This window comes from Candidatus Rickettsia kedanie (assembly GCF_045865205.1).
GTDB classification, from domain to species: domain Bacteria; phylum Pseudomonadota; class Alphaproteobacteria; order Rickettsiales; family Rickettsiaceae; genus Rickettsia; species Rickettsia australis.
Genome location: NZ_BAABMM010000033.1, coordinates 1 through 12,982, shown reverse-complemented (window position 1 = coordinate 12,982; position 12,982 = coordinate 1). Strand labels below are relative to the sequence as shown.

The following is a 12,982-nucleotide window of genomic DNA, read 5'->3' as shown; positions in this document are numbered from 1 at the left end:
AAACTTCTTTAAAAATTTACGAATAGCTTGGGTAAGTTTTTGCTTAAAAGATAAATATAGGAAAACAAAAAAATCTACTTTATCTTCTCTTAAACTTATAAACATCCCTTAACTTGACGCGTGTGGTAGGACCGTCTGCAGCTATAACTTCTTGGAATTTTCCAAATGCAATGATTACTCGCAAGGTAGTACCTGCAATAGCTGCGGGTTGCAGCGTTATATTAAAACCGTCAAGCCTTACGCCTCTATCAGCTTTAATACTTGCAAAATTTGCAAGCAATGCCGGGTTTGCCCGCTGGAGTATTTAACGTGATTACCGGTGATGCGGATGTGATAGGTAAGTCTTGTTGTGAAGATTTTAGGCTTTGGAAATTATCATTTACCGGTTCTACAAATGTCGGTAAATTCTATATTAAAATGCCGAAAATACTCTAAAACGTTTATCTTTGGAACTTGGCGGCAATGCTCCTTTCATTATAATGGCAGATAATAAGTTGGAAAAAGTAGCAAGCGATTTGGTAGTTGCTAAAACTAGAAATAGCGGGCAGTCTTGTACTTCACCAAATAGGATATTTATAGAAGAATCTATATATGAAAAATTTATAGAAATTCTAAAGGCTAAATTTACTAAGCTTAAAGCCAGTGACGGATTTGATAAGGAATCGGATGTAGGTCCGTTAATTAATTCTGCTGCCATAGAAAAAATACAAAAGCTACTCGTTGATACACAAAGTATAGAAGCTAAATTAATTTGTGGTGGTAAAGTTGTTGATAATTTTATTGAGCCCACTATTTTATTGACTGTTTGGATAATATGGATATCTTTAGAACAGAAATATTCGGTCCGGTAGTTGCTTGTTATAAATTTAAAGATTTGGATGCAGTAATAGAACGTAGAAATAATACCGAATACGGCTTGCAAGGATATGTATATTCAAATAATATATTGTGGCACAAATGATAGCAACTAGGCTTGATTTCGGTATGGTTTCAATTAATAACCCATTGACCGGAAATGCAAAAGCACCTTTTGCATGGCGTAAAGCTTCAGGCTTTGGAGTTGTAGGCTCATTTGAAGGGATATTTGAATATCTAAATACGAAATATATAAATTTACAGAATTAAGAATGCCCGCATGGTTTCTTTTATATCATTCCTGCTAGGTATTGTTGCGTGTATCAATTTCACCTGTGTCACCCCGTGGCTTGACCACGGGGTGACACAGGTGGTTTTACCGATCCATGCAACAACGCCAGCTTGATCACGTGATGACAATGAAAATAATAATTATGCCTGTTCCTATAAATGATATTGAAAGAAAAATTGAAGAAATTAGCCTTATACTTAATAATTATGAACCGCTTTGTTTAATAATAGGTACAGAAAAAGTAAATCACCACTTACACATAACATCTAATAATCTTGCTGAATTGTTAGATAAAACGATACCGCTTTCAATTGAATATTTTGATCCTATAGTACGACTAATTGAACAATTTAATAAGATTGAAATCATAATACCTCAAGAGTTTAATAATGCTTTATGTAATACATTATTAAACTTTGAGCATAATGATTATTCCGATGAATTACAAGAAACCGTAATTCAATATATAGAAAAACTTGATATTCTAGGGGTGGATGCGTACTAACACTCTAAAAATCTCAATAGTTTTACCGGTTTATAATAGGGAGAAGCTATTATCTTTTGCTATTGAGAGCTGTCTTAATCAAAGCTTTAAAGACTTTGAGCTTATTATTATTGATGATTGCTCAAAAGATAGTAGCGTTATAGTAGCTAGGAAATATGCAGAGCAGGATTCACGTATTAAGGTAATAGTAAACGAGACCAATAAAAAATTACCAGCAAGTTTGAATGTTGCTTTTAAAGAGGCTAAGGGAGAGTATTTTACTTGGACTTCAGATGATAATCTTTTCCATGACAATGCTTTAGAAAAAATGGTTAAGATACTTGATAATTCACCTGATATAGGGCTTGTATATACTGATTATACTTTAATCGATGAGCAAGGTAGTATAGGTGCACGACTTTATCAAGAACCGCCTGAGTTTTTACCAATTAGAGATTGTGTCGGTGCATGTTTCTTATACAGAGCCGATTTAGCAAGACAAATAGGGGGATATAATGAAAATATGCAGTTGGTGGATGATTATGAATATTGGCTTCGTTTTGGACTTGTTACGAAATTTGCTCATATACCGGACTCTTTATATTTCTACCGAGTACATGATCAAAGCTTAACAATAGAGCATAAAGTAGAAGCAAAACAGGCCAAAAGAGCTTTAAAAGAATTATTTAAAGATAAATACATTATAGCTGATAAGATTAAGCCTATAAATGATTTATATAATTGGTTTATCGAAGATAGAAATTTAAGCTCTTATTTTAGGTTATTTAAAATAATTATTTGTAGTCCGATAATTACTATTTCTTATATTATTAAAAATCTGAAAAGAATTAGGTGATATTTTAGAATAGTGTCATACCGTGGCGGCATCGTTGCGTGGATATCAAATCGTCATTGCGAGGAGCGAAGCGACGCGGCAATCCAGAAAAAATAACAAAAAATTCTGTAAATCAGAATTTTTTACTGGATTGCTTCGTCAATTACTTCGTAATTTCCTCGCAATGACGGAAAACCGAACCACGGGATGACAACCAATTTACAACACCTTTAAAAACAAATGCAAGATCAAGATTTCATACATACATTAAATCCACAACAGCAAAAAGCAGTTCTTCATACTGAAGGACCGCTTTTATTGCTTGCAGGTGCAGGGACAGGTAAAACAAAAGTCCTTACCTCAAGAATAGCTAATATTATTCACCAAAATTTAGCCTCACCTCAAAATATTCTAGCTGTTACTTTTACTAATAAAGCTGCTAAAGAAATGGCTGAAAGAGTGAACAGTCTAATTAATTGCTACGGTCTTAATATAGGCACTTTCCACTCAATGGCAGCTAGGATATTACGTGACCAAATTGAGCATTTAAATCTTGGTTTAAATAATAGATTTACTATTATTAGTCATGATGATCAATTAAAATTAGTTAAGGATATAGTCAAACTAAAAGATATTGATACTAAAAAATATGCTCCTAAATTAATACATATCATAATTTCGAGATGGAAAGATCAAGGATTATTACCAAGTAAACTATCAGCATCAGATACTAATTTACCACTGCAGAGGGTGGCAAAACTTGTATACGAAGAATATCAGAAAAATTTACTTATGTCTAATGTTTTAGATTTTGGAGATTTGCTACTTTATAATAATGAGCTTTTTATTAAAAATCCCGCAATACTAAGATATTATCAGGAAAAATATCGATATATTTTAATCGATGAATATCAAGACACTAACGTTGTCCAATATTTATGGGCAAGAATGCTCGCAAGTGTATATAAAAATATTTGCTGTGTAGGCGATGATGATCAATCTATCTATGGTTGGCGAGGAGCAGAAGTCGGGAATATATTACGTTTTGAAAAAGATTTTGCAGGTGCAATGATTATTAAATTAGAGCAGAATTATAGATCAACTTTGCCAATACTTGCTGCTGCCTCTAATGTAATCAATAATAATAAAAACCGTCACGGTAAAACGTTATGGACAGATAAGGAAAGCGGTGAAAAGATAAAAATTATCTCTTGTTGGAGTGATAAAGAAGAAGCAAGATATATAGCCGGTGAAATAGATAAGTTAGTGAGAGAAGACCGATATAATGCTAGCAATATTGCAATATTAATACGAGCCGGATTTCAAACAAGAAGTTTTGAGGAAGCGTTTATAAATAGTGCTATGCCTTATAAAATTATAGGAGGTTTGCGGTTCTATGAACGTATGGAAATAAGAGACGTACTTGCTTATATTCGTATATCTTTGAATCAAAATGACAATCTAGCACTTGAGCGTATTATAAATGTACCGAAAAGGGCAATAGGTGCAGCGAGCTTAAATAAAATTAGAGTCTATGCACTTGAGCGAAATATTTCTAATTTCGCAGCCATTAAAGAAATGTTGGAAATGGGCGAGATTAAAGCAAAACCATATGAAACTCTAAAAGATTTGGTTATTAAAATTGATCATTGGTACGAACGATTTAGTATAGATGCTCCAATAAACGTAGTTAAAGCAATACTTGATGATTCCGGTTATCTTGAAATGCTTCAAGAAGAAAAGACCGAAGAAGCATTCGGTAGAATCGAAAATATTAACGAAATGCTTAGAGCTATTGCCGAATTTAATGATGCTCATGATTTTATCGAACATTCAAGTTTAGTTATGGAAAACGAAGTGCTTGAAACTAATTACGGTGGTTCTGTTACTATAATGACCCTGCACGCAGCTAAAGGGCTTGAGTTTGACGTAGTGTTTTTACCGGGATGGGAAGAGGGGGTATTTCCGTCTCAAAGGTCTTTAGACGAAGACGGCGAAAAAGGCTTAGAAGAAGAACGCCGCATTGCTTATGTCGGTATTACGAGAGCCAAAAAAGACCTCTACATTACCCACGCCGAAAGCAGAAAAATATTTTATGAAATAGTCCGCTCTTACCCTTCAAGGTTCATAACCGAAATCCCTGATGAAATTACGATTAGGGCCTCTTCTATGAAAAAATACAATTCTTTTTATAAGTTTTAATTAATTTTCATTCATAAATTTTAAATTGGTTTGCATACTTTAACTAATTTAATTAATAATAATTAACAGAGGAAGTGATATGGCCAAGGCACTAATACCTGATAGACCACAAGAGACACTTAAAACTGTTTTTGAATATCAAGTTGATAGTACAGCAGTGATAATAAGAAAACTAGATAAAAAAGTAAAGCTTGCTTCAGAAGAGCCTTCTCTAATCAAAAGGCAAGACCTACGTTTACAAGCTGTAGGAGCAGCTATAAGTTTATATTCTCCTAAAGTAGCAAATCAATATCTTGATGATACTAAAATAGAAAAATTGGTTGGTTTATTGAAAGAAAATAAAAATATACTATAAATTTATTGCCTAAAGAAAAAGATATATATGTAGCTAAAAATGAAGCTATGATTAAAAGCTTTCCAATATCATGTGATGGAGTAGTAGATCATATCACTGTTAAAGTACAAGCAACAGCTTATAAGAGAACGCTGTTGAAATTGCTTTAACAGAAATAAGTGTAGGTGATCAACAAATACCTCGTAAAAAATATGAAAAAGAACTCTTAAAAAAAAGTTAAAGAAAAATTAAATAAACCTTTTTATGATGAAGACACAGAAGCAAAAGTTAAAATTTCTACCTAAACAATATTAGAGGCTGAAAAATTAATTAAGAAAGCTGATAAGAATATAGATTTACAACAAACTACATTAACTCCAGAACAAGTTGTGGTTCAAAACACTTTTAAAAGTACAATAGATAAATTATATGAGTTTCTTGAAAAAACATTGCAACAAATAAAAACATAAAGCAAGGAGTAGATATAATTCAAGAAGCAGGAGTAAATAAAAGTGCAATAATAAATTCATTACTACCGGCAATAAGTAAACTACCGCCTGAAAAAATGACAGAGCAAGGTAGAGAAATTATCAAGAATTTTGCTCTATTACTTGAGAGTAGCAATCCTGCACTTGTTAACGGTACTAAAAAATATTAGCAGAGTTAGATCCCGGATATTTAACCGAACACGGATGGGGAGTAAATATAGCATTAGAATTACAAAGAGTAGTCAAGCCTAAGCTATGGCAAAGAATAGTAGCAGTTTTTACCGATACGGATTATGCTCAAAAAAATATAGATAAAGCAGTAGCTAACTTTGAAAAAAGTAATAGTTTATATATAGATATGAACAATTTGTCGGAAGAATTACAAAGAGGCAAACAAGCACCAAATAAAGAAATCAATATCGTAACAGCAAAAAAAGAGCAAGGTAAAGAGCAAAATAAAACAATATCCCAAAGCTATAAGTCTTCTATATCAACCCCTATATCTCATGTTGATACGCTTAATAAAATTAAAGAGAGTGGATAACAGTCAGGGCATAGTAAATAATGACTTATATGATAATATAGTTGCAAATTTTTAAGAAGTTTGATAACTTGGTTCATTATTATATCAAATAACTTAATCATGAGTATTATATGGCAGAGATTATAACTAATATAAATGGTACTATTGAAAAAATTAAAAAAAATGATGAAGTAACTGAGATATCGGCTGCAGTAAGAGGTAAGATAGTTGATATAAAAAACGTAAATAGTAGATTAGATACTTTGAATAAAAATATTGTTACTCCAGATCCTATTCAACGATATTTACAATCTGAAGAATATATCACTAGTACGCTTGAAGTACTTGCCAGTAAAGTTATTAGTGAAGTCGTAGAACATAAAGATATACAAAAATTAGTAGATAATTTGCATATCAATTTAGGACAAGATACAAAACTGATACCTAGTGTAGCAGATAAGTTAAAGTTTGATGTTGCAAGGGCTGAAGCAGCACTTAAGGGGTTTGTACTTCCTCTAAATAACGGAGGATCTTTTGATGCATTATCATTGATGGGTATAGAAGATGAAGAAGAAATCTTTGCTGGTCCTATAAGAGCAACTAAAGAGGCATTAATAGCCGTAAGCGGGAATTCTATACCTAAAGGGCAATATGCACAGGCTGTAAAAGATAAAGCTATAGAAATATTAAAACAAGATCCTAAAAATACTCCGGAAAAACTTGAGAAATATGAAAAATTTATTATTCAAGGAGATAAAAATCAGAAATTTAATGAAGATAGTAAGCAGTTTATCCCAAGAGTAAATAAATTATCTCAAGCGGAATTTAAGGAATTACAAAAGGCCGCCACTTATACGGTGCAGCAGATTAGTAATAGATTAGAAAAAAATAATAAAATTAGTAAGCAATTAGAACAAACTATTATACTTACTAACTCATCAGGTATAAAGAATCCTGAAGTAATAATAAGGGAATTAAATAAGTTAGATTCTACTTATCTAACTGACAATAGTACTAAAATAGCCACTGAATTAAAAGATGTTAATGATAGAGGTACTTCTTTATGGGAAAAATTTAAACAGCTATTTACAGGTAGAAACTATTTAGAGGAAAGATTAGGAAAAGTTATAGATAAATATATTACTCTAAGTGATGGATATGTAGTGAAGACAGTTAATGATAGAATCTTTTCAAATGCTTTAACAAATCCTGAAATAGCTGAAGGTCTAACAAAATTTTTGAATGAAAATAAAGATAAAACAGCAACTAATCCTGAATTTAAAAATTTAATTCCTGTTAAGGGTGAGGCTATTATAGTGCAACCGCAAGAAGTTAATAATTTTAATTTAGCGGAACTCAGAAAAATCAATCCAATAGCATTTGATAAAACCATATTTGAAGATTTAATAAAACTAAGAAGTTCTAATATAAAACCTCCGCAAATCACTCCTAATATTTCTACTAAACATCAAGCAGCAGTAAGAAGTAAGGGTTAAATTTTAATATAATTTGGAAAGTATATGTTATTGTGAGGAAGTCGTATTGCGTGGTTCGTTTACGTCATTCCCGCGTAGGCGGAACGTTGTTGTATAGCTGGTTTTATGTCATTCCTGCGAAAGCGGGAATCCAGAAAGAAAGTATAAATACAGAAAATTTTTGAAATTAAAAGCTCGATTTATCTCGCTTTATACTGGATTCCTGCTTTCGCAGGAATGACATCGGTATCCACGCAACAATGCCTTGCGAGCAGCCGTAAGCTGCGTGACAATCTCGTCAAATATCCTGAGATTGCTTCGTCGAAACTTACAGCTTCTTCTTGCAATGACGATATTTATCTTTAGTTAGTAATACTTGGTGGAACGGTTAAATACTCCTCTTTCCATAGCTCGTTATAAAGCATAGGGTCGATATTACCGCCTGAGATTAGTACCAGTAATTTTTGAGGTTTGGCTTGTATTTTTAACCAATTCACCACTGAAACCATATTTATACTACTTGACGGCTCGCATATAACTTTAAGTAAATGAGTAAGCCACGCCGTCCAGTAATATATTTCATATTCTTCTGCTAAATAAAAATGATCAAGTTTTTTCAGATATTCAAATGTACGAGCTGATACACTTAAGGTTTTAAGACCATCTGCGATGGTAGTCGGTGCCTCATCAAATCTATATATCTTATTATTTTTAACCGATAAATAAGCATCATTAGCCGTAAGCGGTTCTGAACCTATTAACAAGCTTATCGGTGATATTAATTCCTTGGCAAGGTATGAGCCGGAAATTAAACCGCCGCCGCCGCAAGAGGCAAAAATAGCATCAGGACTAAAGCCTAGCTGCTGTAATGCTTCATAGCATAACGTTCCTGCTCCTGCTATTATAGAATCACTATCGGAAGGATGTATATAGTAAAATCCTTGCTTTTCATCTTCTTTTGCTTTTTCTTCCGCTTCTTGTCGAGTATATGTATATATAACTTCACCGCCGTAATAAAGAGCTGCTTGCTGTTTTACTTTTGAAGTATTTAACGGTAAATAAATCCTTGTTTTAATACCGAATAATTTACTTGCATAAGCAAGACCAATCCCATGGTTACCCGTACTATAACCGACTATTTTATCAGGTAATTTTCCTTGCTCTTTTAATTCCAATAAATGATTTAATACTCCTCTAACTTTGAATGCACCGGTTTTTTGTAATGATTCAACCTTAAAAAAAATCTCATGACCGAGCATCTCATTTAAGCTTTCAGAGTGAACGATTGGAGTTAAATGTAGATATTGTTTTATTCTAGTATGTGCAGTAGCTACATTTTGAGCAGATTGTAGTAATAAAGTCATAAATATAATTAATAAAGATGGCTTGAAATCGCATTTATACTATATTATATAGCTAATAATGAGAAATTTTAAAAGGTTTTAATTGATGAATAAAAAATCCCTGCCGCTTATGGCATTACGAGATATGGTAGTATTCCCGGGAGTAATTGCACCTATTTTGGTGGGTAGACAAAAATCGCTGCAAGCGTTATCTCATACTACCATTTCTGAGGAAGATAATAGTAAATATATTTTAGTAACTTTACAGAAAAAATTTGATCAAGAAAACCCTAGTAAACATGAACTTTATAACACAGCTATACTTGCCAAGATTATCCAAATAGTGAAGTTGCCTAATAATACGGCAAAAATATTAATAGAAGCAGTAGCAAGAGTAAAGCTAAGCAATATCAAAGGCAAAGAAGCTTTTGAAGCAAATTATGAAATTATTCCGGATGAAGAAATATTTGATGTTAATAACATGCGTTCATTAGTGGATAATGCAGTACAATTATTTAGTAAATATGCGATTAATGATAAGAAAGTTAATGCGGAAATTATTGAAACTATCAATAAAGAAATAAGTAATAGTACTCATTTTATAAATATTATAAATATATTAGCTTCACATCTGATAACTTCACTTGAGGCAAAGCAGCATTTATTAGAAGAAACTAGCCCTTTTAAGCGTATCACTACGGTTATTAGTACGCTTACTTCCAATATAGTCAATTCAGAAACCGAGCAGGCATTGCAGCAAAGAGTAAGAAAGCAAATCGAAAAAACGCAGCGTGATTATTATCTGCACGAACAAATGAAAGCGATTCAAAAGGAACTTGATGAAGATAAATCGGAACTTGCCGATATTGAGAAAAAAATTAAAAGTTTAAAATTATCTAAAGAAGCTAAAGAGAAAGCAGAATCAGAGCTTAAAAAACTTCGTAGTATGAATCAAATGTCGGCGGAGTCGGGAGTGACGCGTAATTATCTTGAGACTTTGCTAAGTTTGCCTTGGGGTAAGTATGATAATAGCACAATAGATATTCACCAAGCAGAGAAAATTTTAAATCGTGACCATTTTGGACTCGAAAAAGTGAAAGAACGAATTATAGAATATTTAGCGGTATTACAGCGTTCAAGTAAAATTAGAGGACCTATATTATGTTTGATAGGTCCGCCAGGGGTCGGTAAAACTTCACTTGTAAAATCTATTGCTGAAGGAATGGGCAGAAAATACACTAAATTTGCTCTAGGCGGTGTGAGAGACGAAGCAGAAATCAGAGGGCATAGAAAAACTTACCTTGGATCAATGCCAGGTAAAATTTTAGGTCAACTTAAGAAAGTTAAGACTAGTAACCCTGTAATGCTGCTTGATGAAATTGATAAAATGAGTGCTGATTTTAGAGGTAATCCGGCATCCGCTTTGCTTGAGGTATTAGACCCTGAGCAGAATAGTCACTTTGTTGATCATTATCTAGAAGTAGAATATGATCTATCAAATGTAATATTTATTGCTACTGCTAACTCACATGATTTACCTAGAGCTTTAAGTGATAGAATGGAAAAAATATATATATCCGGTTATGTAGAGGAAGAAAAGCGCCAAATCGTCAAAAATTATTTAGTGCCGAAACAATTTAAAATGCATAAAATCAAAAAAGATGAAATTACTATATCTGAGACGGCAATTTTGGATTTAATTAGATATTATACCAAGGAATCAGGTGTAAGAGCTTTAGAACGTGAAATAGGAGCGTTAACTAGAAAAGCATTAAAGCAAATTTTAGTAGATAAAACAGTTAAGCATATCGCCATAGATAGTAATAATCTTGAAGAATTTTTAGGGGCTAAAAAATATAATTTCGGGCTTGCCGAGCAAGAAGACCAAATAGGGAGTACTACAGGACTTGCTTATACTGAATTAGGAGGAGAGCTTTTAACTATAGAGGCTTTAGCATTTCTAGGGAAAGGTGAAATAAAGACCACTGGAAAACTTGGTGATGTTATGAAAGAATCGGCAATAGCTGCCTATAGTTGTTTTAGAAGCAGAGCAACAAATTTTGGATTAAAATACGATAATTATAAAGATTTTGATATTCACATTCACGTACCGGCCGGAGCGATTCCAAAAGATGGACCGTCTGCCGGCTGTGCTTTGTTTACTACTATTGTTTCGTTAATGACTAAAATACCCGTACACCGCACTGTAGCAATGACTGGTGAAATTACTTTAAGAGGAAATGTTTTACCTATAGGTGGTCTTAAGGAGAAGTTACTTGCTGCGAGCAGGGGAGGGATTAAAACCGTATTAATTCCTGAGGAGAATGTTAAAGACTTAAAAGATATACCGTCGCATATAAAAGAAAGCCTAGAAATTATATCCGTGTCAAATATCGACCAAGTACTTAAGCATGCTTTGGTAGAAACCCCGTTAAATAAATAGAGATCGGTCATATACTCGTTTAATTTGAAAAATGGGCGTCGTTGTTTTATATTTTTTGATCTGCGTGATCGTTTATGTACGCTGCGGTCAAAAAATATAAAACGCCTTGCTCTTTTCCAAATTACACTTCGTCTATCTGCTTTTCATTTACTAGAAGTATATAGTACGGATAATTTTTAAAAACCCTCGATGTCATCGCTAAACCCTCGATATCATTCCTGCGAAAGCAGGAATTCAGTAACCTTTAATATTATCCCGTGGCTTGAGCGCGGGATTTCGTATCGTAGACTAAGTCCTAAGATACCGTGATCAAGTCACGGTATGATACCAAAGAAACTTGGATGCCCGCTTTTCGTAGGAATAACAAATGGGAATGCACTAAATATGACCCTGCTTGCACTGATTCTAGTCAATTAAATAATAAAGACTTTGTATTAAAGAATAGTATTATTGAAAATATAGATTATTTAGATACTAAAAAAGAGTTTTTGGGAAGCGAGCAAAGCTCGTTTCCATCTGAATCTTATAAAAATTCTTTTAAAAGCTCTATCAAGACTCAACCATCTTGTTCTAATACTACCTCTGAGTACGCTGCAAGAATCATCAAAGGTATATCTGAATATACGGAATTAAGGCACTTCTATCCACTTTCTGCGAAAGATGTTGATACACTGAACTTTAGAGCTGGTAGAGAATTTAGCATTAACTTTGTAAATCAGTTACTGTTAAAACTCTATATCAAATATCCTGAGAATAGATTTAAGAACAAATTGACATTTTTAAGCTATATGGTACAGATACTAAAGCACGAGAAACATCAAGGACCGCTAGTAAATCATACAACATTTAGGTTCAGCTGTAACATTAATTCGGAAGAGCAAAACTTATTAGAATATGAGAAATACCTAAGCCAAATAGAGAATTCCTTGGATACCAGCAAAGAAATGCAAGTTAGGAAGAAAATAGCAGGGAGATTTAGTACTAATGTGGCATATGAGATACTAACGCAGGTAGAGTTTAAGCTAAATCCTGATAATAGCTTTATTACTGCATTAATTTCAAACCGATTAGATTTAAACACGAGGCAAATAGAATGCTTAAGCGAGCAATTAGAGGCAGTATATGGTATTAACGGTTATTATGTGGCTGTGGTTGGAGATGTCGGAGAGGATGAAGATGGAATAGATACAGGAGAGATAGCAAAAGAAGCAAAAAAGGAAATGATATATCCTCAAATCAAGCCATCTGCTATTATCTCTAATAGCAAAGATATTGGAAGTTCAGATAGCAGTAAGGGACTAGATATAATCCACGAAAACAAAGCATGGAATCAAATCAGAAAGAGATTGAGAGAAGAGTTAGGGGTGGTAGTAGATGAGGTTTGGTTTTCTAAAGCATTAGCCGTTGAGTGCATGGAAACCAACACACTAACGCTAACAATGCCAACAAGATTCATAGCGGATTGGATTAGGCATAACTACTCGCATGTTATACGGAGGCTTAGCGCAGGATGTGGGGTTGATAGGGTGGTGTATGGCTATGCATAATATCAAAAAATCCTAACACGATCCTTAACGTAGCACCAAAGGAAATATTAACAGCAATAGTAGATTTACCGCCCCCCTTTTTTGATTTATTATTGCAATAATTTTGAGATGACATACACAATCTCTATGTGATACAAGTGTAATGCACACGTACCACACAA

Annotated in this window: 10 protein-coding genes and 2 pseudogenes; 11 read left to right on the top strand and 1 reads right to left on the bottom strand. The window is 33.3% G+C overall.

Translation table 11 applies throughout. From position 1 onward, the window contains the following. Positions 1-125 precede the first annotated feature (125 nt). From ACKTSD_RS04575 to ACKTSD_RS04535, 9 genes and pseudogenes are all read left to right on the top strand, one after another. Positions 126-1,125: pseudogene (locus tag ACKTSD_RS04575) on the top strand (aldehyde dehydrogenase family protein); the annotation flags it as partial. Positions 1,126-1,135: 10 nt separating this feature from the next. Further along, a complete protein-coding gene (locus ACKTSD_RS04570) occupies positions 1,136-1,261 on the top strand; it encodes a hypothetical protein (protein WP_412708200.1) in 126 nt (41 codons plus the stop codon). A 13-nt stretch (positions 1,262-1,274) separates the two neighbouring features. After that, positions 1,275-1,652 carry a hypothetical protein gene (locus tag ACKTSD_RS04565; RefSeq protein WP_412708199.1) on the top strand — a complete coding sequence of 126 codons (378 nt, stop codon included), beginning with the start codon at positions 1,275-1,277 and terminating at the stop codon, positions 1,650-1,652. Continuing rightward, positions 1,642-2,487, top strand: coding sequence for a glycosyltransferase (locus ACKTSD_RS04560; protein WP_412708198.1), 846 nt, complete (start codon positions 1,642-1,644; stop codon positions 2,485-2,487). The genes ACKTSD_RS04565 and ACKTSD_RS04560 overlap by 11 nt, the downstream gene beginning before the upstream one ends. A 219-nt stretch (positions 2,488-2,706) precedes the next feature. Further along, positions 2,707-4,668 carry a DNA helicase PcrA gene (gene pcrA / locus ACKTSD_RS04555; RefSeq protein WP_412708197.1) on the top strand — a complete coding sequence of 654 codons (1,962 nt, stop codon included), beginning with the start codon at positions 2,707-2,709 and terminating at the stop codon, positions 4,666-4,668. A 79-nt stretch (positions 4,669-4,747) separates the two neighbouring features. Beyond that, positions 4,748-5,023 (top strand): hypothetical protein, encoded by a 276-nt coding sequence (locus ACKTSD_RS04550; protein WP_412708196.1) that lies wholly within the window; start codon positions 4,748-4,750, stop codon positions 5,021-5,023. A 5-nt stretch (positions 5,024-5,028) separates the two neighbouring features. After that, on the top strand, positions 5,029-5,172 hold the full coding sequence (locus tag ACKTSD_RS04545; RefSeq protein WP_412708195.1) for a hypothetical protein: 144 nt from the start codon (positions 5,029-5,031) through the stop codon (positions 5,170-5,172). A gap of 676 nt (positions 5,173-5,848) precedes the next feature. Then, positions 5,849-6,034, top strand: a complete 186-nt coding sequence (locus ACKTSD_RS04540; protein ID WP_412708194.1) for a hypothetical protein — start codon at positions 5,849-5,851, stop codon at positions 6,032-6,034. Positions 6,035-6,144: 110 nt separating this feature from the next. Beyond that, positions 6,145-7,509, top strand: a complete 1,365-nt coding sequence (locus ACKTSD_RS04535) for a hypothetical protein (protein WP_412708193.1) — start codon at positions 6,145-6,147, stop codon at positions 7,507-7,509. Between the two features lie 341 nt (positions 7,510-7,850). On the opposite strand, the gene ACKTSD_RS04530 is transcribed toward ACKTSD_RS04535, so the two are convergent. Then, on the bottom strand, positions 7,851-8,852 hold the full coding sequence (locus ACKTSD_RS04530; RefSeq protein WP_412708192.1) for a serine/threonine dehydratase: 1,002 nt from the start codon (positions 8,850-8,852) through the stop codon (positions 7,851-7,853). Positions 8,853-8,937: 85 nt separating this feature from the next. On the opposite strand from ACKTSD_RS04530, the gene lon reads away from it, so the two are divergent. After that, on the top strand, positions 8,938-11,274 hold the full coding sequence (lon, locus tag ACKTSD_RS04525; protein WP_412708191.1) for an endopeptidase La: 2,337 nt from the start codon (positions 8,938-8,940) through the stop codon (positions 11,272-11,274). A 365-nt stretch (positions 11,275-11,639) separates the two neighbouring features. Further along, a pseudogene (locus tag ACKTSD_RS04520) lies at positions 11,640-12,821 on the top strand (DnaA N-terminal domain-containing protein); the annotation flags it as partial. Positions 12,822-12,982 lie beyond the last annotated feature (161 nt).

What these genes read in the sequence shown, in the direction of transcription:
- ACKTSD_RS04570 (WP_412708200.1), top strand. Translation starts at nt 1,136, where the DNA reads ATGGTTTCTTTTATATCATTCCTGCTAGGTATTGTTGCGTGTATCAAT.
- ACKTSD_RS04565 (WP_412708199.1), top strand. Translation starts at nt 1,275, where the DNA reads ATGAAAATAATAATTATGCCTGTTCCTATAAATGATATTGAAAGAAAA.
- ACKTSD_RS04560 (WP_412708198.1), top strand. Translation starts at nt 1,642, where the DNA reads ATGCGTACTAACACTCTAAAAATCTCAATAGTTTTACCGGTTTATAAT.
- pcrA (WP_412708197.1), top strand. Translation starts at nt 2,707, where the DNA reads ATGCAAGATCAAGATTTCATACATACATTAAATCCACAACAGCAAAAA.
- ACKTSD_RS04550 (WP_412708196.1), top strand. Translation starts at nt 4,748, where the DNA reads ATGGCCAAGGCACTAATACCTGATAGACCACAAGAGACACTTAAAACT.
- ACKTSD_RS04540 (WP_412708194.1), top strand. Translation starts at nt 5,849, where the DNA reads ATGAACAATTTGTCGGAAGAATTACAAAGAGGCAAACAAGCACCAAAT.
- ACKTSD_RS04535 (WP_412708193.1), top strand. Translation starts at nt 6,145, where the DNA reads ATGGCAGAGATTATAACTAATATAAATGGTACTATTGAAAAAATTAAA.
- ACKTSD_RS04530 (WP_412708192.1), bottom strand. Translation starts at nt 8,852, where the DNA reads ATGACTTTATTACTACAATCTGCTCAAAATGTAGCTACTGCACATACT.
- lon (WP_412708191.1), top strand. Translation starts at nt 8,938, where the DNA reads ATGAATAAAAAATCCCTGCCGCTTATGGCATTACGAGATATGGTAGTA.